Source organism: Actinophytocola glycyrrhizae, from assembly GCF_042653545.1.
Taxonomy (GTDB): Bacteria; Actinomycetota; Actinomycetes; order Mycobacteriales; family Pseudonocardiaceae; genus Actinophytocola; species Actinophytocola glycyrrhizae.
Map to the genome: position 1 here is coordinate 15,390 of NZ_JBHSIS010000008.1, position 22,888 is coordinate 38,277.

At 69.4% G+C, this 22,888-nt stretch carries 21 protein-coding genes; 7 read left to right on the forward strand and 14 right to left on the reverse strand.

The window, feature by feature from the left end; translation table 11 throughout:
- Positions 1–311 precede the first annotated feature (311 nt).
- From gcl to sucC, 5 genes are read right to left on the reverse strand one after another with little or no spacing between them, the layout of a single operon-like run.
- The gene (gcl, locus tag ACFPCV_RS18580; protein WP_378057742.1) at positions 312–2,006 is read right to left on the reverse strand and encodes a glyoxylate carboligase; all 1,695 of its coding nucleotides are present in this window, start codon (positions 2,004–2,006) and stop codon (positions 312–314) included.
- Positions 2,007–2,020: 14 nt separating this feature from the next.
- Positions 2,021–2,908, reverse strand: a complete 888-nt coding sequence (locus ACFPCV_RS18585; protein WP_378057483.1) for a 2-hydroxy-3-oxopropionate reductase — start codon at positions 2,906–2,908, stop codon at positions 2,021–2,023.
- The gene (locus ACFPCV_RS18590) at positions 2,901–3,677 is read right to left on the reverse strand and encodes a hydroxypyruvate isomerase family protein (RefSeq protein WP_378057484.1); all 777 of its coding nucleotides are present in this window, start codon (positions 3,675–3,677) and stop codon (positions 2,901–2,903) included. Before ACFPCV_RS18590 ends, ACFPCV_RS18585 begins: the two co-directional genes overlap by 8 nt.
- 56 nt (positions 3,678–3,733) lie before the next feature.
- On the reverse strand, positions 3,734–4,630 hold the full coding sequence (sucD, locus tag ACFPCV_RS18595; RefSeq protein ID WP_378057485.1) for a succinate--CoA ligase subunit alpha: 897 nt from the start codon (positions 4,628–4,630) through the stop codon (positions 3,734–3,736).
- Positions 4,631–4,633: 3 nt separating this feature from the next.
- Entirely contained in the window at positions 4,634–5,797 is a 1,164-nt protein-coding gene (gene sucC, locus ACFPCV_RS18600) for an ADP-forming succinate--CoA ligase subunit beta (RefSeq protein WP_378057486.1), read from the reverse strand.
- A 98-nt stretch (positions 5,798–5,895) separates the two neighbouring features.
- Here sucC and ACFPCV_RS18605 point away from each other — a divergent pair, with 98 nt between their 5' ends.
- The gene (locus ACFPCV_RS18605) at positions 5,896–7,215 is read left to right on the forward strand and encodes an MFS transporter (protein WP_378057487.1); all 1,320 of its coding nucleotides are present in this window, start codon (positions 5,896–5,898) and stop codon (positions 7,213–7,215) included.
- A 7-nt stretch (positions 7,216–7,222) separates the two neighbouring features.
- On the opposite strand, the gene ACFPCV_RS18610 is transcribed toward ACFPCV_RS18605, so the two are convergent.
- Entirely contained in the window at positions 7,223–7,702 is a 480-nt protein-coding gene (locus ACFPCV_RS18610) for an HAD domain-containing protein (RefSeq protein WP_378057488.1), read from the reverse strand.
- Positions 7,699–8,574 (reverse strand): LysR family transcriptional regulator, encoded by an 876-nt coding sequence (locus ACFPCV_RS18615; protein ID WP_378057489.1) that lies wholly within the window; start codon positions 8,572–8,574, stop codon positions 7,699–7,701. The genes ACFPCV_RS18610 and ACFPCV_RS18615 overlap by 4 nt, the downstream gene beginning before the upstream one ends.
- Before the next feature lie 61 nt (positions 8,575–8,635).
- On the opposite strand from ACFPCV_RS18615, the gene ACFPCV_RS18620 reads away from it, so the two are divergent.
- The 5 genes from ACFPCV_RS18620 (at position 8,636) to ACFPCV_RS18640 (ending at position 12,171) form a co-directional block, all read left to right on the forward strand.
- On the forward strand, positions 8,636–8,968 hold the full coding sequence (locus tag ACFPCV_RS18620; RefSeq protein ID WP_378057490.1) for a DoxX family protein: 333 nt from the start codon (positions 8,636–8,638) through the stop codon (positions 8,966–8,968).
- A 158-nt stretch (positions 8,969–9,126) separates the two neighbouring features.
- Complete coding sequence (locus tag ACFPCV_RS18625) at positions 9,127–10,701, forward strand: thiamine pyrophosphate-binding protein (protein ID WP_378057491.1); 1,575 nt, start codon at positions 9,127–9,129, stop codon at positions 10,699–10,701.
- Positions 10,702–10,865: 164 nt separating this feature from the next.
- Positions 10,866–11,615 (forward strand): GntR family transcriptional regulator, encoded by a 750-nt coding sequence (locus ACFPCV_RS18630; RefSeq protein WP_378057492.1) that lies wholly within the window; start codon positions 10,866–10,868, stop codon positions 11,613–11,615.
- 109 nt (positions 11,616–11,724) lie between these two features.
- A complete protein-coding gene (locus ACFPCV_RS18635; protein ID WP_378057493.1) occupies positions 11,725–11,886 on the forward strand; it encodes a hypothetical protein in 162 nt (53 codons plus the stop codon).
- A 114-nt stretch (positions 11,887–12,000) separates the two neighbouring features.
- Positions 12,001–12,171 (forward strand): hypothetical protein, encoded by a 171-nt coding sequence (locus ACFPCV_RS18640; RefSeq protein ID WP_378057494.1) that lies wholly within the window; start codon positions 12,001–12,003, stop codon positions 12,169–12,171.
- A 681-nt stretch (positions 12,172–12,852) separates the two neighbouring features.
- Here the strand turns inward: ACFPCV_RS18640 and ACFPCV_RS18645 are convergent.
- The 7 genes from ACFPCV_RS18645 to ACFPCV_RS18675 all read right to left on the reverse strand — a co-directional run bounded on the left by ACFPCV_RS18645 (position 12,853) and on the right by ACFPCV_RS18675 (position 21,683).
- Positions 12,853–13,854, reverse strand: coding sequence for a TerC family protein (locus ACFPCV_RS18645; protein ID WP_378057495.1), 1,002 nt, complete (start codon positions 13,852–13,854; stop codon positions 12,853–12,855).
- 83 nt (positions 13,855–13,937) lie between these two features.
- Positions 13,938–14,474, reverse strand: coding sequence for a hypothetical protein (locus ACFPCV_RS18650; protein WP_378057496.1), 537 nt, complete (start codon positions 14,472–14,474; stop codon positions 13,938–13,940).
- A gap of 12 nt (positions 14,475–14,486) precedes the next feature.
- The gene (locus ACFPCV_RS18655; RefSeq protein ID WP_378057497.1) at positions 14,487–15,893 is read right to left on the reverse strand and encodes an Nramp family divalent metal transporter; all 1,407 of its coding nucleotides are present in this window, start codon (positions 15,891–15,893) and stop codon (positions 14,487–14,489) included.
- Between the two features lie 296 nt (positions 15,894–16,189).
- A complete protein-coding gene (locus ACFPCV_RS18660; protein WP_378057498.1) occupies positions 16,190–18,337 on the reverse strand; it encodes an acetate--CoA ligase family protein in 2,148 nt (715 codons plus the stop codon).
- A 4-nt stretch (positions 18,338–18,341) separates the two neighbouring features.
- Positions 18,342–19,571: a formyl-CoA transferase gene (frc, locus tag ACFPCV_RS18665; RefSeq protein WP_378057499.1), complete on the reverse strand. Its 1,230-nt coding sequence runs from the start codon at positions 19,569–19,571 to the stop codon at positions 18,342–18,344.
- Between the two features lie 12 nt (positions 19,572–19,583).
- Positions 19,584–21,299 (reverse strand): thiamine pyrophosphate-binding protein, encoded by a 1,716-nt coding sequence (locus ACFPCV_RS18670; protein ID WP_378057500.1) that lies wholly within the window; start codon positions 21,297–21,299, stop codon positions 19,584–19,586.
- 120 nt (positions 21,300–21,419) lie between these two features.
- Complete coding sequence (locus tag ACFPCV_RS18675; RefSeq protein WP_378057501.1) at positions 21,420–21,683, reverse strand: DUF6457 domain-containing protein; 264 nt, start codon at positions 21,681–21,683, stop codon at positions 21,420–21,422.
- A gap of 76 nt (positions 21,684–21,759) precedes the next feature.
- On the opposite strand from ACFPCV_RS18675, the gene ACFPCV_RS18680 reads away from it, so the two are divergent.
- Positions 21,760–22,740 carry a ketopantoate reductase family protein gene (locus tag ACFPCV_RS18680; RefSeq protein WP_378057502.1) on the forward strand — a complete coding sequence of 327 codons (981 nt, stop codon included), beginning with the start codon at positions 21,760–21,762 and terminating at the stop codon, positions 22,738–22,740.
- Positions 22,741–22,888 lie beyond the last annotated feature (148 nt).

Here is a 22,888-nt window from a genome sequence, read left to right on the forward strand (position 1 = left end):
CGGGGCGACCCGCACACCCGGCCGCCCCGTTCAGGAACCCAACGAGTTCGTTGCCCGCCGCGATACGGGTGAGTTCCACTCCGGTCGGTCGATGCCGCGCCAGGCGGACCGCACCCACCGTCCGGGCGGGGACGGTCCCGGTTCACCGTCCAGAACACCGGACGCCCGGTCGTGGTGAACGACGTGCCGCCCTTCGCCTCCATCACCGCCGGAGGCGAAGGTGGTTCGAACCCGGGGAACCGGACCCGGTGCCGACGAAACAGGCCCACCGCGCTGGAGGTGCCCTTCCCGAAGGGGCACCTCCAGGACGTTCAGTCGGCGGGTGTCAGTTCCGGGACCGGCTCGAACTCCTTGATCGCGTCCAGGGACGGGCCCATCGCGGCGTTGGCCTCGCGTTCCACCATGATCTCCACGAGCACCGGCACCGAAAGCCGCTCCGCCTCGGCGTCCGCCCACTCCAGCGCGGCCCGGATGTCACCCGGCTGCTCGACGCGCCGCGCCGGGCACCCGAAGGCGTCCATGAGCTTCACGTGGTCGATGCCGCCCTCGCCGTAGTGCAGGTCGACCGCGTAGTTCATGTCGTAGGGCAACTCGGCCTGGCGGATCAGCCCCAGGTACTCGTTGTTGACCATCACGATGACGAACGGGATCTCGTACTGCGCGGCGACCGCGATCTCCTCCATCAGGAACTGGAAGGAGTAGTCCCCGGCCACCGCCACCACGCGCCGGTCCGGGAACGCGCACTTCACGCCCATCGCGGCGGGGATCTCCCAGCCCAGCGGCCCCGCCTGCCCGCACACGAGGTAGCGCCTCGGCAGGTACGTGTGCTGGAACTGCCCGGACCAGATCTGGTACAGCCCGATGGCCGTGACGAACGTGGTGTCCTCGCCGTAGTGCTCGTTGATCTCCCGGTACACGCGCGGCGGCTTGATCGGCACGTCGTCGAAGTCGTCGCGGCGCAGCAGGGTCGACCGCAGCGACGCGACCCGCGAGGGCCACACCTCACCGTGGGGGGCGACGCCGAGCGACCTCGCGCACGACGTCAGCGCCGACAGCGTCGGCCGGGCGTGCCCGACGATCCCGAGTTCGGGCTCGAACACCTTGCCGATCTGCGTCGGCTCGATGTCGACGTGGATGAACTTGCGGTCACCCTGGTAGGTGTCGAGCTTGCCGGTGTGCCGGTCGCCGAACCGCGCGCCGACCGCGAGCACCACGTCGCTCTCCAGGAACGCCTGGTTGCCCCACCGCTGCTGGGTCTGGATACCGGCCATGCCGGCGAACAGCTCGTGGTTCTCGGGGAACGCGCCCTTGCCCATCAACGTCACCTGGACCGGCACGTTCAGCGCCTCGGCCAGCTCACGCAGCTCGTCGGCCGCGTCCGCGATGATGACGCCGCCACCGGCGAGGATCAGCGGCCGCCGCGCACCGGCCAGCAGGTCGACCGCGGCGCGGACCCGTGCGGGATGCGGCTCCGGCACCTCGATGGGCAGGGGCGCGTCGAGCTCGGGGTCGTAGTTGCACAGTCCTCTTTGGACGTCGATGGGCAGGTCGATCAGCACCGGGCCCGGCCGCCCGGACTGCGCGATGCGGAACGCCTCCCGGAACACCCACGGCGCCTGGCCCGGTTCCTTGAGCTGCACCGCCCACTTGGTCACCGGCTTGGCGATCTCCACGATGTCGACCGCCTGGAACGCCTCCTGGTGCAGCTTCGCGCGCTCCGCCTGGCCGGTGATGCAGATCATCGGGATGGAGTCGGCGAGCGCGGTGTACAGACCGGTGATCATGTTGGTGCCGGCAGGACCGGAGGTGCCGATGCACACTCCGACCTTGCCGGTGACTCGGGACCAGCCGTCCGCCGCGTGTGTGCCGCCTTCCTCGTGCCGGACGGTGATGTGCTTGATGCCGCTGTCGCGCATCGCCGCGTACAGCGGCAGGATCGCCGCTCCCGGGATGCCGAACACGGTGTCGACACCCTCGGACTCCATGACCGCGACCGCGGCCTCCATACAGGGCATGGTGCTCACGCTGCGTCTCCCTTGCCGGAGAGGTTTTCCGCCACCTTGAGCAGCGCGGAGTGGTCCAACTGCCCGTACCCCTGTGCCCTGGCCGACGCGATCAGCGCCGCCACCAGGTTGCCGACCGGGAGTGCCACACCGGCGTCCCGCGAGGCGTCCAGGATGATCCCCATGTCCTTGTGGTGCAGGTCGATCCGGAAGCCGGGCGCGAACTGGCGCTCCACCATGGACTTCCGCTTCAGCTCCAGGATCCGGCTGCCCGCGAGGCCACCCGCGAGCACGTCGAGCCCGACATTCGCGTCGATGCCGGACGCCTCCAGCAGCACGACGGCCTCGGCGACCAGCGCGTACGTGCCGCCGACCACGAGCTGGTTGGCGGCCTTCACCGTCTGCCCGGCACCCGCCGGCCCGACGTGGACGACGGTCTTGCCGAGCACGTCGAAGATCGGTGCCGCCGCTGCGAAGTCCTGGGCCGCACCGCCGACCATGATGGACAGCACGCCGTCGATCGCACCCTTCTCACCACCCGACACCGGCGCGTCCAGCACCCGGACACCGCGTTCGGCGCCGACCGCCGCGAGCTTGCGCGCGGTCTCCGGGCGGATCGAGGACATGTCGATGTAGAGCGAGCCCGGCTTGGCGCTGTCCAGCACGCCGCCCTCGCCGAGCGCCACCGCCTCCACCTGCGGGTGGTTCGGCAGCATCGTGATGACCACGTCGGACTCGGCCGCGGCCTGCGCGGCACTCACCGCATTGGTGCCGCCCTGCGCCGCCAGCCGTTCCAGGGCCGAGGGCACCACGTCGAACCCGATGACGTCGAAACCCGCCCTGAGCAGGTTCGACGCCATCGGGCCGCCCATGATGCCAAGCCCGATGATCCCGATTCTAGTCACGCAAAGCCTCCAACCAGCCAAAACTCTCGTCGCTTCGGCCAACCGGCTTGTACTCCAGACCGACGGGCCCGGTGTAGGGGCTCTCCGCCAGCTGCCGCAGGATCGCCGGGTAGTCCAGCTCTCCCGTCCCCGGTTGGCCGCGGCCGGGCACGTCCGCGATCTGCACGTGCCCGAACCGGTCCGCGTGGTTCGTGATCAGCGCGGGGATGTCCTCACCCATCCGCGCCAGGTGGTAGAAGTCCGCGAGGAACGCGGTGCCCGGTACCTGGTCGATCACCTGCAGTGCCGAGGTGGTCGAGGTGAGGGGGTACCGGGTGTTCTCGTAGGAGTTGAGCGCCTCCACGACGACGGTGGCACCGGTCCGGGCCGCCGACTTCGCCGCGCACGCCAGGTTCTCCAGCGCCAGCTCCACGTCGGAGTCGTCGGTCGTGTTGCCGTACAAGGCGTTCAGGGTCGGGCAGCCGAGCCGTTCCGCGAACCCGACGGTCACGTCGATGTTGTCGCGGAACCGGCTGCTGGTGGCCTTCGACGACAGCAGGCCCCGGTCACCCGATGGCATGTGTCCCGCGTCGAAGTTCAGTCCCACCAACGAGACGCCCGCGTCCCCGATGGCACGTTCGAGTGCGTCCAGCTCGGCGTCGGCGGGTACCGGACCGTCGAAGGGCCACCACATCTCGACCGCGTCGAACCCGGCCGCGGCGGCCGCGGCGGGACGCTCGAGCATCGGCAGCTCGGTGAACAGGATGGACAGGTTGACGTCGAAACGCATGAACACTCCCAATCGATGTTCGCTCCGCGGGCTCCGCTCAGCTCCGCGGGCTCCGCTCAGGAGCCGACGGTCTGGACCAGGCTCGCCCTGGCCAGTTCGGCGGTCTCGGAAGGAGTCTTGCCGACGCGGACACCCGCCGCTTCCAGTGCTTCCTTCTTCGCGGCCGCGGTGCCGGACGAACCGGACACGATCGCACCGGCGTGCCCCATCGTCCTGCCCTCCGGCGCGGTGAACCCCGCGACGTAGCCGACGACCGGCTTGGTCACGTTCTCGGCGATGAACGCCGCTGCCCGTTCCTCCGCGTCGCCACCGATCTCGCCGATCATCACGATCAGCTCGGTCTCCGGGTCGGCCTCGAACGCGGCCAGCGCGTCGATGTGGGTGGTGCCGATGATCGGGTCGCCGCCGATGCCCACGGCCGTCGAGAAACCGATGTCGCGCAGCTCGTACATCAGCTGGTAGGTCAGGGTTCCCGACTTGGAGACGAGCCCGATCCGGCCCGACGAGGTGATGTCCGCGGGGATGATGCCCGCGTTCGCCTTGCCGGGGCTGATCACGCCGGGGCAGTTCGGGCCGATGATCCTCGTGGTGTTGCCGGTGGCGCAGGCGTGCGCCCAGAACGCGGCGGTGTCGTGCACCGGGATGCCCTCGGTGATCACCACCGCGAGGCCGATGCCCGCGTCGACCGCCTCGTTCACCGCGCCCTTGGCGAACTTCGGCGGCACGAACACGACGGTGGTGTCGGCGCCGGTCCCGGCCATGGCCTCGGCGACGGAGTCGAACACCGGGAGCGTCGTGGACCCGATCTCCGCCTGCTGCCCGCCCTTGCCGGGGGTCACGCCACCGACCACGTTCGTGCCCGCGGCGAGCATGCGCGCGGTGTGCTTGCGGCCTTCCGCGCCGGTCATGCCCTGGACGATGATCCTGCTGTCCTCGTTGAGGAAGATAGCCATGCTTCAGGCCCCCTTGGAGGCAAGCTCGGCGGCGCTGCGGGCCGCGCTGTCCATGGTGTCGAGGCGCCGCAGGCCAGGGAGCGCTGCGTCGTCGAGGATCCGGCGGCCCTCGGCGGCGTTGTTGCCGTCCAGCCGCACCACGACCGGCTTGTTCACGTCGCCGAGCAGCCCGAACGCCTGCACGATCCCGTTGGCGACCGCGTCGCACGCGGTGATGCCGCCGAACACGTTGACGAACACCGACTTCACGTCCGGGTCGGAGAGGATGATCTCCAGCCCGTCGGCCATCACCTGTGCGGAGGCGCCACCGCCGATGTCGAGGAAGTTGGCGGGCCTCACGCCGCCGAACTCCTCGCCCGCGTACGCCACCACGTCCAAAGTGGACATGACGAGGCCCGCGCCGTTGCCGATGATGCCGACCTGGCCGTCGAGCTTGACGTAGTTGAGGTCCTTGGCCTTCGCGGCCGCTTCGAGGGGGTCCTCGGCCTCGGCGTCGACGAGGCCGGCGTGGCCGGGGTGGCGGAACGCCGCGTTCTCGTCGAGCGTCACCTTGCCGTCCAGCGCGACGACGTTGCCGTCGCCGTCCCGTACGAGCGGGTTGACCTCCACGAGCGTCGCGTCCTCGGACACGAACGTCTCCCACAGCTTGACGATCACCTCGGCGGCCGCGTCCCGCACCCCGGCAGGCAGGGCCGCGGCGATCTCCCTGGCCCGGTCCAGGTCCACCCCCGCGTTCGCGTCGACGGGGATCCGCGCCAGCGCCTCCGGCCGCTCGATCGCCAGCTGCTCGATGTCCATGCCGCCTTCGGCCGACACCATCGCGAGGAACGTCCGGTTCGTGCGGTCGAGGAGGAACGAGAAGTAGTACTCCTCCTCGATCGTCGACGCGGGCGTGACCAGCACGCGGCGCACCGTGTGTCCCTTGATGTCCAGGCCGAGGATGCTCTCCGCCTTCGCGAGCGCGTCACCGGCGTCGGTGGCGAGCTTGACGCCGCCCGCCTTGCCGCGGCCACCCGTCTTCACCTGCGCCTTGATGACGACCGGCACCCCGAACTCGGCGGCGGCGCTCGATGCCGCGGCCGCGTCGGTGACCACTCGCTGACCCGGGCCGACCGGCACGCCGTGTGCCGCGAACAGGTCCTTCGCTTGGTATTCGTACAGGTCCACTCGCGCCCAACCTTCCCTCTTTCGGGGCTGTGACCGACACCACCATATGTTGTAGACTGTATGCAGTATGGAACCCGTTGTCCAGAGAGGGGTCCGTGATGAGTACCTCTGTTGACTTCCTGGGGCGTCGCTTCCAGGTCGGCCCGTCGCCCGGTGAACTGGTCGGCCGCGACCGGTCCTGGGCGTTGCGCGCGTCCTGGGCCGCGATGGCCGCGATCGGCATCCTGCAGTACGGGTTCGGCTCGCTGGTGCCCTCGCTCGTGGACCGCGACTGGTCTCCACTCGACGTGTTCTGGTTGCTCGCGCTGTGGACGGTCTTCCAGGCCGGCGCCGGCTTCCCGGTCGCGTTCCTGCGCGAACGCGGCCGGATCGGGCCACGCACCGCGATGATCGCCGGGGCGGTGCTCCTCCCCCTCGGCCCGCTCTCGCTCGCGTTCGGGGACGCGTTCGCCGCCGTCATCGGGTACTCGGTGCTCAGCGGCACTGGCGCCGGCCTGGTCTACGCCACCTGCTCGTCGACGGTCGCCAAGTGGTACCCGGAACGGCAGGCGGCGAAGGTCAGCCTCGCGACCGGCGCCTTCGCGTACGGCTCGGTGCCGTTCGCGATCGCGTTCCTGTTCGCGCCGGTGGCCCCCGCGCTGACGATCACCGCCGTGGTGGTGTTCGTGGTGGTGCTGGCCGCCGGGACGCTCATGGTGGACCCGCCCGCGAACTGGTGGCCCGCTTCGGTCGACCCGCGCGAGTGGATGCTCGAACAGCGGGCGTCGGCGGTGCGGCAGTACTCACCGCGCGAGGCCATGCGCACCGGGGTCGCGCCCCTGATGTACCTGATCCTGTTCATCGCGAGCGCGGTGTCCCTGTTCGACATCACGTTCCTGGCCACACTGGGCGGCACGATCGACGCGCCGCTGGTCATGGTGGCGGTGGGCACCGGCGTACTGCTCGGCGCGAACGGCGCGGGCCGCGCCGCGGCGATCCGGGTGTCGGACCGCCTCGGCCGGACCCGCACGCTCGCCTGGGTGCTGGCGATCCTCGGCCTGGGACAACTGTTCCTCGCCTCGGCGGCCAGCACGGGCGCGACGGCGATGCTCGTGTTCGCGGCCCTGCTGGCAGGCATCGGCGGTGGCGCGTTCTACCCGCTGTTCGCCTCGCTGGTGCGGGAGTTCTTCGGCGACCAGAGCGCGGGCGCCAGGCGCACCCACGCCGCGGTGTACAGCGCGAAGGCGTTCGGCGGTGTGCTGGGTGTCGGCGTCGGCGCGGCGGTGGTCCCGTCGTGGGGCTACACACCGGTGCTGCTGCTGGCCTGCGCACTGGCGCTCGCGTCGGCGACCATGTGCGTGAAACTCCGCCAGCCGGGCCGTTTCCTGCCGGGCCTGCCCCCGCGGCGGGTGGCGACGGTTCCGCCGCCCCGGGCCTGAAGCCGGGTCACGTCGGTTTTCCCGCCCATGCCCGGAGGGTCGCGTAGTCGGCACCGGTGAGACCCGCGCGGGGGTCGACCCGGTGGAGAAGCGCAGGGCCTGGGTGGCGAGCGGCCACCCAGGCGCGGTCGGCGTGGGTGATCTCGTCGTCGACCCACGCGAACGGGTGGCCCGCCGCCCAGGCGACGAGCGTCCGGGTCTTCCAGTGCAGTCCGGCCCGTTCGTCCCGGACGTCCACATCGGACGGTTCCGGCCAGTCGACGACCGGCAGCTCGGGCAGCCCGAGGCGTGGCGAGAGCACCTCGTTGGCGTCGGCCGTCCAGGTCGTGGCCCAGACCAGGTCGAACGACAGCGCGGCCAACCGCGGGCCGTGCGCGGGATCCAGCCGGGCCAGCAAGGGGTTCGGGTCGTCACCGAAGGTCCGTGCGTCGCCGCCGAACGGGAGCAGTGTCCCGTCGACGTCCAGGAACAGCAGCGGGCGGGTCACCGGTGCTCCAGGCAGCAGTCGACGAAGTCCCGCACCACGGGGTGGTCGTCGTCGCCCGGCGCCCACGCGATGCCCACCTCGGTCGGGGGCACGCCGGTGACCGGGCGGTAGACGACACCGGGCCTGGCGTAGAAGCGGGCCGCGGACTCCGGTGCGAGTGCCACGCCGTACCCGTTGGCGATCGCGCTCAACCAGTCGTCCGGATGTTCGGTCACCGCGCCGATGCGGGGATCGCCCTGGCGCTGGTCGACGGCGAGCCAGAAGTCGCGCCACGGGCCGGTCTCGGCCGGGGCGGCGACGAACGGTTCGTCCGACAGCTCCCCGAACGCCACACGGTCGCGTGTGGACAGTCGATGGCCGCTCGGCAGTGCCACACACCGGGGTTCGGTCAGGAGCACCGCGACGCGCCACGCCTCCTGGCCGGGGAAGGGCAGGCGCAGCAGTGCCGCGTCGACCTCGCCGTCCGCGAGGCCCGCGGTCGGGTTCGACCACGCCGCCTGCCGCATGTCGACCCGCCAGCCCGGCCGCCGCGCACCGAACGCCGCGATGATCGCCGGGGTCGCCTCGTTCGCCGCGCTGGCGAGGAAACCGACGCGCAGGACCTGGCGCGCCGCACCTCTCGTCTCCCGCACGACACGGTCCCACTCGCCGAGCAGCGCGGGCACCCTGGCCGCCAGCGCACGGCCGGGTCCGGTCAGCGCCATGCCCGCGCGGGACCGGTCGAACAGGCGCACCCCCAGCCGGTCCTCCAACATCCTGACCTGCTTGGTCAGCGCGGGCTGCGACACGAACAGCCGCTCGGCGGCGCGGGTCAGGTTCCCCTCCTCCGCCACGGCGGCGAAGTACCGCAGCAGCCGCGTGTCGACATCCATGCCGTCAGGTTATCGACGCGGGTATTGGACGCGCGGCCGTCGTGCGCCGAGCCTGGAAGGCGTGTTCGTCACCATCACTCTCGTCACCGCCGCGCTCAACCTGTGGGCCGCCGTCGCCGACTTCCTGCGCGCGGGTTTCGTCCTCGGCAACGCGGCGAAACTCGACCTCCCACCCACCTGGCTCCCCGCGCTCGGCACGCTGAAGGCCGCGGGCGCGGCCGGGCTGTTGCTCGGGCTCGCCGGGGTGCCGCTGATCGGCACCGCCGCCGCGGCCGGGCTCGTCCTGTTCTTCCTCGGCGCGGTCGGCATCCACATGTGGAAGCGGGTCTTCCGCAACATCGCCTACCCGGCCGTGTTCCTCGTGCTCGCGGCCGCGCTGCTGGTGCTCGGCTGAGGAATCCGGCCGACCGGCACCCTGCCCTGTCCCAGGATTCTTCCTGCGAAAGCAGCGAGGTGCGCGCGCACCGATTGGCGGCGCGCCACGCGGGTAGACGTGGAGGGGCCGTTCCTCGGGCGGGGCTGTCCGCCGACGACCTGGCCGGGGAGCTCACGATGAAGCCGATGGACGCGCTGCTCGAGGTGCTGCGAACCGAGGGCGTCGAGAAGGTCTTCGGCAATCCCGGCACGACCGAGCTGCCGCTGATCGACGCGCTCGCGAAGGCGAGCGACTTCGAGTACGTGCTCGCCGTCCAGGAACACTCCGCGGTCGCCATGGCCGACGGGTACGCGCGCGGCACCCGCCGCACCGCGTTCGTCAGCCTGCACGTCGCGGCCGGGCTCGCCAACGGGCTCATCGGCATGCTCAACGCCAAGCGCTCCCGCACTCCCCTGGTGGTCACCGCGGGCCAGCAGGACCGCCGCCACCTCGCGCAGGACCCGCTGCTCGCGGGCGACCTGGTCGGGCTCGCGGCCGCGGCGGCCAAGAGCGCGACCGAGGTGCACCAGGCCAACGACCTGCCGGTCGTGCTGCGGCGGGCGTTCGCGCTCGCCGCGCAACCACCGGCTGGCCCGGTGTTCGTCTCGATCCCGATGGACCTGCTCGCCGAGGACGTCGACGTGCCGGTGCCCGACCGCTCCCCGCTCGCGCCGCTCGGGGCCGCCACCGGGCTGGACCAGGCCGCGTGGATCCTGGCGAGCGCCGACCACCCCGCGATCGTCGCGGGTGACGGCGTCGGCCGCGACGGCGCCGTCGCTCAGCTGGTGAACCTCGCCGAACGCCTGAACGCGACCGTCTACCACAACCCAATGCACGATCGGATGAACTTTCCTTTCACCCATCCGTTGCATGGCGGGATGTTGCCGTCACACAACGCGGCCGTGCGGGCGGCGCTGACCGGGCACGACGTCGTACTGGTCGTCGGCTGCCACGCGTTCTCCCCGCACCAGTACACGCCCGGCCCCAGCTTCCCGGAGCGGACCAGGGTCGTGCAGCTCGACGACGATCCGGCCGAGCTCGGCCGCAACTTCGCCGTCGAACTGGGGTTGACCGGCGGCATCCGCGCGTCGCTGACCGAGCTGGTCGCGCAGGTCGGCCGTCGCGCGCAGCCGGTGCGCGCCACCCGTCCGGCCGCGAACGGGACGCCACCGCCGACCCTCCGCGCGCCGCTCGACCCGGCGGTCGCGGCGAAGGCGATCGCCGACGGGCTGTCCACCGACGCGGTCGTCGTCGACGAGGCCATCACCCTCGGCAGCCACCTGCGGCCGCTGTTGCGGCTGACCCGCCCGAACTCGTTCGTGCACACCGCGGGCGGCGGCCTCGGCTGGGGCATCGGCGCGGCGATCGGCACCCGCATGGCCCGGCCCGACCGCCCCGTCGTCGCGGTGCTCGGCGACGGCTGCGCCCTGTTCGGCCTGCAGGGCCTGTGGAGCGCGGCGCGCTACCACGTGCCGGTGCTGTTCTGTGTCGCCAACAACGGCGAGTACCGCACGCTGAAGGACACGCTCACCGAGTCCTACGGTCCCGGCCCGCACCCTGGCCTCGACCTCGGTCGCATGGACTGGTCGAAGGCCGCGCTGTTCTTCGGCGTCGCGGCCCGCCGCGTGGACAGCGACACCGAACTGCGCGAGGCGGTCGCGTCGGCGGGCTCGCTCGTGGAACCGCTGCTCCTCGACGTGCCGGTGCGGTAGCGAATTCGATACAAGGTATCTATCGGCCCAAAATTACCGATCACTGACTGTGAACGCGCTCACGAGTCCCGTGAACAGCGGAACAGGGACTGTATGCTGTAGGCAGTCGACGAAGCACAAAACGACTACGTGCTGAACATACTCACTCCCCGTTGGAGACCACCATGCAGCCGACCGAGTTGCCAAAGGAACTGGCGGCTCGCCGGATCGATCGGCCGGTGCCCCTGCGCGAACACGTCTACCAGGCGATGCAGGAGCTGATCATCTCCCGGCGACTGGCCCCCGGCCAGCACCTCGTGGAGAGCGAACTGGCCCAGATGCTCGGGGTTTCCCGTCAGCCCGTGCGTGAGGCACTGCAGTGGCTGAACAACGAGGGGTGGGTGGACCTGCGGCCCGGCTACGGCGCGTTCGTGCACCAGCCGACCCCCGACGAGGCGGACCAGTTGCTCGCCGTGCGCTCGCTGCTCGAGAGCGAGTCGGCACGCCTGGCGGCGACCCACGCCGACGAGGAGGGCATCGCCCGCCTCCGCGAATTCAACAAACAGGGTCTCGAGGCGCTGGCAGCGGACGACGTCGACACGGCGGTGTCGATGAACGCCGCGGTACACCGCTGCGTGACCGAACTGTCGGGCAACAAGGTGCTGCTGGACTTCGCGACCCAGGTCGACCGCAGGGTCCGCTGGTACTACACGCCGATCGCCCGCCAGCGCGGCAAGCAGTCCTGGCAGGAGCACGCGAAGCTGATCGACGCGATCGAGAACAGGGACGCCGACACCGCCGCCCGGATCATGGCGGAACACACCGAGCGGACCCGGAAGTCCTACCTCGAACAGCGCGACGCGGACGGTGAGCAGGAAGAGCAGCTGATCGAGCTGCCGACCCGCCGCCGTCGCCGGTCACCCGCCAAGGGCTGACCACCACCCGTTCCACCGGCGGACGCCCTCGTGGCGTCCGCCGACCCGACCCTGGCCGCATCGCCGCGACCCCGGGTTTACGAATGCTGCCCGCAAGGAGGTGAAGTAGATGCGTAACTGGCTGCAGACGCTGCGCGGCTTCAACGCCGACGGCCGTTCCCTCGGTCTCGGCCTCGCCGTCGCGATGGAGAAGCAGCGCCAGGAGGCCGCCCGCGAGGTGGAGAACTTCCTGCGTGACCAGCCCGTCGCCGACCGCACGGCACGGGTGTGACGACGACCTCGGTGTAGCCCCCAGCGGTATGGGGAACCCGATGAATGTGGTTGAGAGAAGTGGAAATCGAGACGTGGTCCGTACGCCTCGGTTGCCCACCAGGAGGTGAGAAGAATGCGTAAGTGGCTGACGTCGCTCACGAAGTCTCCGCGAGGCTGGCCGGCCGACGGTCGTCGTCTCGGCCTGGGCCTCGCGACCGCCATGGAGAAGCAGCGCCAGGCCACCGCCAACAAGGCGGAGGAGTACCTGCGCGACCAGCCGGTGAAGACGAACGTCACCGTCTGACAAGTGGTAGGGACTGGGCCGCGGTCCGTGCGGCCCAGTCCCACCGAAAGCTCGGGTCGTGGTCCGTACGGCCCGAGCTTTTGTTTTACGATCACGCAACCTACTCCGGTCCGGCCCGGGACACATCCCGCGACGCGAGATTCCTACGAGGAACACCACAGCGTGCGGTGCGATGCTGGTCCGGGATGAGATCCTGTTCTTCGTCGGCCCGTACAGCCGACGAAGCGGGCTGGGCCGCGGTCCGTGCAGCCCAGCCCGCCACCTCGTTCCCCGCTCAGCGCCAACTGGCCGCGGCGGGTACGCCCTGAAAGGCGCGTTGACGGCACGGCGGGCGCCCCGAAAGGCACATTCACGGCGTTGAGCGCCCTGAACGGCCCGTTCACGGCACCGCAGGTGTCCCGAAAGCGCCGTTGATCAACGATCCGCGCGCAGCGCCGCATGGCGAAGCCCACAGGCGAAGCCGCCGTGAAGCGGGCAGTGCCCTGATGGGGCAACACCCCGCGTGGCCAGATGCGAGCACCCCGGCCTCCGGCCCCCGAGATCCAGCCTACCGGGAACCACCGACAAACCCGGGCCGCCGGACAAGCACCTGTGGACAAACCGACGGGCTGAGCCGTGGAGCGCGGCTCAGCCCGTCGACGCGTGGACTGGGCCCCGGTCCGTGGGGCCCAGTCCACTGGCTCAGGCAGGATCCGGATCGGAGACCGGCGTCTCGTCGGCCAACGAGTCCAGTTCCTTGTCGCGGTCACGGCGGACCTTCCACAGGCTCGCCACAGTGGTGATGACGAGCGTGCCGACGATGATTCCCAGCGACACGAGGATCGGGATCTCCGGCGCCCACGAGACCCCATCGTGGTGCAGCGCCTCGGAGATCAGCTTCAGGCCGATGAAGCCGAGCACGACGGACAGCCCGATCGACAGGTACACGAGCTTGTCGAGCAGTCCGCCGATGAGGAAGAACAGCTGCCGCAACCCCATCAGCGCGAAGGCGTTGGCCGTGAAGACCAGGTAGGGCTCCTTCGTCAACCCGAAGATGGCGGGGATCGAGTCCAGGGCGAACAGCAGGTCGGTGGTCCCGATCGCGACCATCACGATCAGCATCGGCGTGACCATCCGGCGGCCGTCGACCTTGACGGTCATCCGCGCGCCGGAGTACTTGTCCGTCGCCGGGACGAGCTTCTTGACGAAGCGGAGCATCGCGTTCTCTTTGAACTCGTCCTCCTCCTCTTCCTTGTGCGCCACCAGCTTCCACGCGGTGTACACGAGGAACGCGCCGAAGACGTAGAAGAGCCAGTCGAACCGGGTGATCGCCTCGTAGCCGATGAGGATGAACGCGCCACGCATGACGAGCGCGATCACGATGCCGATCGACAGGACCTTCTGGCGGTACTCCCTCGGCACGGCGAACGACGACATGATGATCACGAAGACGAAGAGGTTGTCGACCGACAACGAGTACTCGGTGATCCAGCCCGCGAAGAACTCGCCGCCGTACTGGGGTCCCTGGGTCAGGAGCACGCCGAGCCCGAACAGCGTGGCGAGGGTGACGTAGACCCCGATCCACGCGGAGCACTCGCGCATCGACGGGTCGCGGGGGTTGCGTGAGATCAGGTAGAAGTCGAGGCAGATGACGGTGATGAGACCGACTACGGTCACCACCCACAACCAGATCGGGACGTTCATCCAGAAACCTTTCGGCGCGCAGGAAGAACCCACCGGTGCACTTGACTGGCGCATCGGCAGGTTTCCCGGAAATTACCGGTGGGTCAGCGCACCGAGGTGCGCGCCCCGCGGGCGGCCTTGCGCCGCTCGCTCGCCTCGAAGATCGCACGCGCGTGCTCGGCGTACCGCAGGTACACGTCGCGCGCGGCCGGGTCGTGCGCGGCCAGCCGCTGCCAGTACCTCGGCGCGACCCGTTCGTGCAGCCACAGGAAGCCGATCGCGAACCCGGCGCTCACGATTCCCTGGTAGGCCAGGAAACCGAGCGGGTCGGGCGGCAGACCCGGCTGACCGGTGAGGATCAGCCTGGTGAGCACCTCGTGCAGCATCCGCGCGAGCGGGAAGGCGATCAGCCAGTAGGCCGCGGCCGGTGCGAACCCGCCGAGCCGGATCCTGCCGTTGATCAGGAGCATCGTGTAGCCCGCGCCGAACAGCCCGAGCGGCACGCCGAGGGTCAGCGCGGAGACCAGCGCCCACCCGGCGGGCTGGCCGACGATCGCGGCCAGCCCGCCGGCGAGCACGCCGGCGATGAACCCCACTGCGAGGCCGGGCATGGTGAGCCGGGCCAGTCGAAACAGGTGCATCGCACTCAGTCCTTAATCCAGTACCACACCGAACCTGACCAGGCTGTAGAACAGCATGCCCAGGTAGAACACCGCGCCGAACCCGATGATGGCGTTCGACCACCACTTCGGCCGGATCGGTTTCGGCAACATCCTGTTGTTGACCAGAAGAAGCGTCACACAGTAGGCACCCATGGCGAACGAGGAGAGGAACGCCAGGATGTCCAGGATCCCGCTGGGTCCGTCAGCGGGTCCGAACAACAGGATCATGATGCCGAAGGTGATGACGCCCCACAGGAATCCCGCGTACAGGTGCGACAGGCGGAACCGCTTGGCGCCCGGGATGTGGTTGTAGGTCATGTCGGCCTGGCCACGTGAGAACGAGTCGAACAGACCGAGGGTCGCGTTCAACCCGATCAGCGCGATGAATCCGAAGAAGACACCGCCGAGGACCGGACCACCCGCGGACGCGAACGCGTCCGACATGGCCCGCAGCGCCGCGTCGCGGTCACCGCCCTCGATGAGGCCCTTGACGTTCGGGTTCTCCCGCGCGGCCGACTGGGCGAGCACGGTGAACGAGATCGTCACCAGCATCGTGATGCCCCAGAACAGCAGGAAGGCGTCGAACGTCACCCACTTCCGCCAACCCCGCCACTTCGCCATCTCCTTGGGGTCGTCGGTGTCGAACATGAAGCCGCGCGAAGGCATCTGCTCTTCTTCCTTCGCGCTGCGCAGGCCGCGGATCTTGGGCACGTGCGCGCCCATGCCCGCGCCGCTGTCCCGCAGGTGCAGCGTGTACCACATCTGCTGCATACCCGAAGGGCCTGCGAAGGCGATCGACCCGACCACGATCGGGAACCACGTCGAGCTGAACATCTCCGACGGCAGGTACCCGAAGGCGAACATGCCGCCGAGCGTGCTGCCGAGGTCGCCCCAGCTGCCGACGATGGACGCGATGACCGCGGTGCCGAGCACGAGCACGCCGATGAGCACGGCGAGCACGTTCTCGAGCAGGTCGTAGATGACACTGGCCAGGCTGAACAGGATCCCGACCAGGATCAGGGCAACGCAGGCGGTCACGACCCACGGTATGCCCGTTATCTCCTCGAACGCGGACGCGCCCGCCGACAGGTGACCAGGCCAGATGTAGACCATGATCGCTGTCACGAAGAAGAACCACATCAGTGGTTTGAACACGCGCGCCGCGCCGGAGAAGATGCTCTCACCGGTGGCCATCGCGTAGCGCGCCATCTCGAGCATCACCACTGCCTGCAGGGTGACACCGATCAGGAACAACCACCTGATCTCCGGTCCGAAGACCAGGACCAGCCTCGGCCACATGTAGGACTCGCCCATCCCGACGCCGAGCGCGACCAGGAAGACGGTCGGCCCGAGGATGTGGATGGACGGTGGCGCCTCGGGAAGCGGGCGGATGGGCATCGGTTCGAGCCCGCCGGCTCGCCAGACGCGTTCTTCACCCGCTCCCGAATAAGTCGACCCGGTCGCGCCGCCGCCGGAAGGCAGCCCCGCGCCCGGGGGGTTGTGAGAATCCACCATTGGACCTCCAGAAATAACTGTGTGAAGCAGGGTTTCGCGGACGCCACACCCTCACGTCCGCGAACCCGCTTCCTGCCGCCTGCCTGTTGACCCCTGCTCGATCACCCATCTTGCGGGTCGGTCAGCCTTGGCCGGCCCCGTGGCCGCCGTTCCCGTAGCGGCCAAGCTCGTGTGGTTGGTTACCGGCCGTCGATCAGACCGGCGGCCCGCGCCCACCGGTACTTCGCACCCAGCACGGCGACGGGACGTTCCGTCGTGTACGGGTATGCGACGATCCGGTGGTCGAACAGGTAGTCGCACGCCTGCTCGACCTCGGTGTCCCCGGCGAGCGAGGCCACCACGGGCTTGTCGATGCCCTTGGCGCGGTACTCCGCCACCACCTTGGCGGTCAGCTCCGCGAAGACCATCGGCGGCGTCACGATCGTGTGCCAGTAGCCCAGGATCAGCGCGTGGATGCGCGGGTCCTCCAGGCCGAGGCGGATCGTGGCCTCGTAGGTCGACGGCGGCTCGCCACCGGTGATGTCGATCGGGTTGCCCGCCGCGCCGAAGGGCGGGATGAACTTGCGGAAACCCTCGTCAAGGTCCGGCGGGATGTCCATCAGGGACAGTCCCTCCGCGACACACGCGTCGGAGAGCAGCACACCGGAGCCACCGGCGCCGGTGATGATGACGACGTTCTCACCCTTCGGCGTCGGCAGCAGCGGAAGGCCGCGCGCGTACTCGAGCATCTCGTTGAGGCCGGGGGCGCGCACGACACCCGCCTGCCGCAGGATGTCGTCGTACACCTTGTCGTCGCCCGCGAGCGCGCCGGTGTGCGAGCTGGCGGCGCGGGCACCCATGTCGGTGCGGCCCGCCTTCAGCACGACGACCGGCTTCTTCCTGGTCATCCGCTTGGCGGTCTCGACGAACGCCCTGCCGTCCTTGAGGTCCTCGAGGTGCATGGCGACACACGTGGTGTTGTCGTCCTGCTCGAAGAACGTCAGCAGGTCGTCCTCGTCCACATCGGACTTGTTGCCGAGGCCGACGATCGCGGAAACGCCCATCTTGGTGGTGCGGGCGAAGCCGAGGATCGCCATGCCGATGCCGCCGGACTGCGACGTCAGCGCGACGCCGCCCTTCACGTCGTAGGGCGTGCAGAACGTCGCGCACAGGTTCTGCGGCGTGTAGTAGTAGCCGTAGATGTTCGGGCCGAGCATCCGCACCTTGTAGCGCGTCGCGATCTCGACGATCTCGTCCTGCAGCTCCTGGTTGCCGGTCTCGGCGAACCCGGACGGGATCATGACGACCGCGGTGACACCCTTCTCGCCGCACTCGGTCAGCGCCGATGGCACGAACTTGGCGGGCACCGCGAACACCGCGACGTCCACGTCGCCGGGCACGTCGCCGACCGACCTGTACGCCTTGCGGCCCATGATCTCGTCGGCCTTGGGGTTGATCGGGTGGATCTCGCCCGCGAAGCCGCCGTTGATCAGGTTCTTCATGACCGAGTTGCCGATCTTGCCAACCTGGTCGGAGGCGCCGATGACCGCGACGGAACGCGGGTTCATCATCGTGTTCATCGCACGCAGGATGTCCTCCTGCGTGTGCTGGACCGGCTTGGCGCGCTCCTCGGTCTCCAGGAGGATCCGCACGTCGGCCGCGACCGCGCCGCTCGCCGAGGCGAACACCGGGTTGAGGTCGAACTCGCTGATCTCGGGGAAGTCGTCGACCAGCCGCGAGACCCTGGCGATCACGTCGGCCAGCGCGTCGAGGTCGGCGGGCACCGCGCCGCGGGCGCCCTGGAGCACCTCGGCGGCCTTGATGCCGGTGACCATCGACTTCGCCTCGGCCTCGTCGACCGGCGCGAGCCGGAACGTGACGTCCTTGAGCACCTCGACCAGCACCCCGCCGAGGCCGAACGCGACGACCTTGCCGAACGTGCCGTCGGTGGTGGCGCCGACGATGACCTCGGTGCTGCCCGCGCCGCCGACCATCTCCTGGATCTGCACGCCGGTGATGTCGGCGTCGGCCTTGTACGCCTTGGCGTTGGCCAGGATCGTGTCGTAGGCCGCCCGTGCCGCGTCCGGGCCGTCGACGCCGACGAGCACGCCGCCGGCTTCGGTCTTGTGCAGGATGTCCGGGGAGACGATCTTCGCCACCACGGCCTTGCCGATCTCCCCGGCGAGCTTCGCCGCCTCGTCCGCTGTCGTGGCGAGACCCTCTCGTGGGGTCGGGATACCGTACGCGTCGCAGACCCGCTTGCCCTCGGGGGCGGTGAGCGAGTCCCGACCCGCGGCCCTGACCTCGTCAAGGACCTCGCGGACGGCCGCCTTGTCTACTTCGGACATTGCTTCAGATCACTCCACTCGCCTTGAGTTCGGCCATGTCGCTCTCGGACAGGCCCAGCTCGTTTCCGTAGATCTCCTGGTTGTGCTCCCCGAGAAGCGGGGAACGCCGCACCTCGGCAGGCGAGTCCGACAGCTTGATCGGCATGCCGACCGTGGTGAACTCGCCGCGCTCCGGGTGGTCGACCTTGACGACGATCTCGTTGTCGGCCAGCGACTCGTCCTCGATGATCTCCTTGGTCGACAGGATCGGTCCACACGGGATGTTGTGCTCGTTGAGCTTGGCGAGCACCTCCCACTTGTCGTGGTCGGCCGACCAGTCCTCGATCAGCTGGAACATCTTGTCCAGCTTGCCCAGGCGCACCTCCGGCGTCGCCCAGTCCGGGTCGTTGGCCAGCTCGGGGCGGCCGATCAGCTGCGTGATCGGGGCCCAGCCCACCGGCTGGACGATCACGTAGATGTAGTCGTTGGGCCCGCCGGGCGCGCACTTGATCGCCCAGCCCGGCTGTCCGCCGCCGGAGGCGTTGGCGGAGCGGGGAACCTCGTCCCCGAACTCCTTGTTCGGGTACTCGTTGAGCGGGCCGTGGGCCAGCCGCTGCTGGTCGCGCAGCTTGACCCGGCACAGGTTGAGCACCGCGTGCTGCATGGCGACCGTGACCCGCTGGCCCTGGCCGGTGTGCTCGCGCTGGTAGAGCGCGGCCAGGATGCCTGCCACCGCGTGCATGCCGGTGCCGGAGTCACCGATCTGCGCGCCGGTCGCGAGCGGCGGGCCGTCCGGGAAGCCGGTCGTGGACATCGAGCCGCCCATGGCCTGCGCGACCACCTCGTAGGCCTTGTAGAACTTGTACGGGCCGTCACCGAAGCCCTTGATCGACGCGTAGATCAGCTTCGGGTTGATCTCCTGCAGCTTCTCCCACGGGAAACCCATCCGGTCGACCGCGCCCGGCCCGAAGTTCTCCGCGAGGATGTCGAACTTCTTGACCAGGTCGACGAAGAGCTGCTTGCCCTTGTCCGACTTCATGTTCAGCGTGATGCTGCGCTTGTTGGAGTTCAGCATCGTGAAGTAGAGGCTGTCCACGTCCGGCAGGTCCCGCAGCTGCTTGCGGGTGATGTCGCCGGTGGTCGCCTCGAGCTTCACCACGTCCGCGCCGAGCCACGCCAGGATCTGCGTCGCGGATGGTCCGCTCTGGACGTGGGTCATGTCGAGGACCCGGACACCTTCGAGTGCCTTGCGCATGTGCAAGCCCCTTTACTTGTACATGGTCTGGTTCATCGTCCCCGGTGCGTAGACCTCGGGGTCGACCCAGACGTTGATCAGCGACGGCAGACCGCTCTCCCGCGCACGCTCCAGCGCGGGGCGGATGTCCCTGGGATCGCGGACCTCCTCGCCGTAGCCGCCGAGCATCCTGGCGAACTCGTCGTAGCGCACGTCGCCGAGCGTGTTGCCGACCCGGCCGCGGTCCGCGCCGTACTTCTGGATCTGGCCGTAGCGGATCTGGTTCATCGACGAGTTGTTGCCGACGATGCCGACGAACGGCAGGTTGAACCGCACCAGCGTCTCGAAGTCGAAGCCGGTCAGCGAGAAGGCGCCGTCGCCGAACAGTGCGACGACCTCCTTGTCGGGGCGGGCGTACTTCGCGGCCATCACGAACGGCACCCCGACGCCGAGCGTCCCGAGTGGACCGGGGTCCATCCAGTGGCCGGGCGACTTGGGCTGCACGACCTGGCCGGAGAAGGTGACGATGTCGCCGCCGTCGCCGATGTAGATCGAGTCCTCGGTGAGGAACTCGTTGATCTCGTGCACCAGGCGGTACGGGTCGATCGGCGAGGAGTCCGAGAGCTGACGGGGCAGGCGCTTCTCGTAGGCCTGGGTCTCGACCGCGCGCAGCTCCTCGAGCCACGACTTGCGCGCGACCGCGCCGTTGTCGACCCGGCCGGACGCGGCCTGGGTGACCGCGGCCAGCACCGCACCGGCGTCGCCGACGATGCCGAGGTCGACGTCGCGGTTCTTGCCGACCGTGCGGTAGTCGAGGTCGATCTGCACGACGGTGGCGTCCTGCGACAGCCGCTTGCCGTAGCCCATCCGGAAGTCGAACGGCGTGCCGACGATGATGATGAGGTCGGCGTTCTGGAACGCGTAGCGCCTGGCGAGCTGCAGGTGGTGCGGGTCCTTCGGGGGCAGCGTGCCGCGGCCGGAGCCGTTCATGAACGCCGGGACGTTCAGCGTGCGGACGAACTCGACGGCCGCGTCGGTGCCGCGGGTGGTCCACACCTGGCTGCCGAGCAGTACGCAGGGCTTCTCCGCGCCGACCACGAGGTCGGCCAGCCTCTCGATGGCCTCGGGGTCACCGGCCGACCTGGTCGAGGCGCGGTAGGCACCGGCCTTGGGAATCCGCGCCTTCTCCACCGGCACCGACGCGTCGAGCACGTCACGGGGGATCTCGAGGAACGACGGGCCGGGCGCACCGTGGAAGCACTCCCGGAAGGCCATCGACACCAGGTCGGCCGCGCGCTCGGTGCTGGGCACGGTCGCGGCGAACTTGGTGATCGGGCTCATCATGTCGACGTGCGGGAGGTCCTGCAGCGACCCCATCTTGTGCTGGGAGAGCGCTCCCTGACCGCCGATCAGCAGCATGGGGCTCTCGGCGCGCAGTGCGTTCGCCACACCGGTCACCGCGTCGGTGGTGCCGGGGCCCGCGGTGACGACGGCGCAGCCCGGCTTGCCGGTGATGCGTGCGTACCCGTCGGCCGCGTGCGCGGCCACCTGCTCGTGGCGTACGTCGATGACGTCGATGCCCTCGTCGACACAACCGTCGTAGATGTCGATGATGTGGCCGCCGCAGAGCGTGAAGATCACGTCCACGCCTTCGGCCTTGAGCGCCTTCGCCACCAGATGCCCGCCGGAGATCATCTCGGGGTTGCCCTCCGAGGAACCACCCGGCGTCGTCTGAGCCTGTGAAGCCATCTGTGTCGTCATCTCCTTAAAGGTGGACTTGGCGCATACTGCATACCGTATGACTCTAGTGAGGACGATCGTCCAGGTCCAGGGTTGCCCCGGGGCCTGGGGGATCGCTCCCCAGATATTTCAGTCGCGCCAGTCGCAGGTGGTGCCTGACCACTGTTTCGCCAGTTCGGTGAGCCGCGCGGCGGCCTCCCCGCGATCCGCGCCGCGACCGACCGCGACGCCGAGCAGGTGGACGGCCACGATCGCGGCGGGTTTCGCCACCGCGCGCTGCACGTCCCTCGCGAGGGCGAGCATCTCCGCGGTATCGGCCTGACCTGCGGCGACGTCGGCCGGAATGCCGAGCGCGTCGCAGGCTTTCGAGGTCCAGTCCGCGATGTCGTCCATGCTCACCACTTCTCGTTTCGCCTAACATCTCATACTGTATGCAGTAGACCCTTTGAATACAAGAACGGAGCTTGCGGTGAAAGTTGCTGTTCTTGGGGCAGGCGCCATCGGCGCGTACGTCGGTGCCGCACTGCACCGGGCGGGCGTCGAGGTCCACCTCATAGCCAGAGGTCCCCACCTGCAGAAGATCCGAGAATCAGGGGTTCGCGTGGTGAGCCCCCGAGGCGATTTCGAAGCCCGTCCCAACGCCACCGACGACCCGGCCGAGGTCGGTCCGGTGGACCATGTCTTCCTGGGCCTCAAGGCGAACCGTTACGCGGACGCCGGGCCGATGATCAAGCCGCTGCTCCACGACGAGACCACCATCATCGCGGCGCAGAACGGCATCCCGTGGTGGTACTTCCACGGCGTCGACACCAAGTACCGCGACCACCGCATCGACAGCGTCGACCCCGGCGGGGCCGTGAGCGCGGTGCTGCCGGTCGAACGGGCGATCGGCTGCGTCGTCTACGCGGCGACCGAGATCGCCGCACCCGGCGTCATCAAACACCTGGAGGGTACGAGATTCTCCATCGGCGAGCCGACCGGCGAGATCTCCCCGCGCTGCACGGAGTTCTCCCAGGCGATGATCGCGGGCGGGTTGAAGTGCCCCGTCGAGCCCGACCTGCGCAAGGACATCTGGCTCAAGCTGATGGGCAACATCGCGTTCAACCCGATCAGCGCGCTGACCCGCGCGACCATGAAAGGCATCTGCAGCCACCTCGACACGCGCGAGGTCGTGATCCGGATGATGCGGGAGACCCTCGACGTCGCGGCCCGGCTCGGCACCTACCCGGAGATCTCCATCGAGCGCCGCATGGCGGGCGCCGAACGGACCGGTGACCACAAGACCTCCACGCTCCAGGACCTGGAGAAGGGCAAGCCCATGGAGCTGGACGTGATCCTGAAGGCGGTCGTCGAACTGGCCGACCTGACGGGCGCGGAGGCCCCCACGCTGCGCGTGGTCTCCGCCCTGGCCGACCTGCTGAACGAACAGGTCACCACCATCACACCCTGACCCGACCCAGCCCCCACCACCCGAGGCGCGCACCCCCAGGTGCGCGCCTCGCCCCATCCCCACCCGCTCCAGAACCCGCGAGTCCCCCGTTCAGGACTCGCGAGTCCCGCGTTCAGGACCCGCGAGTCCCCCGTTCGGAACCCGCGAG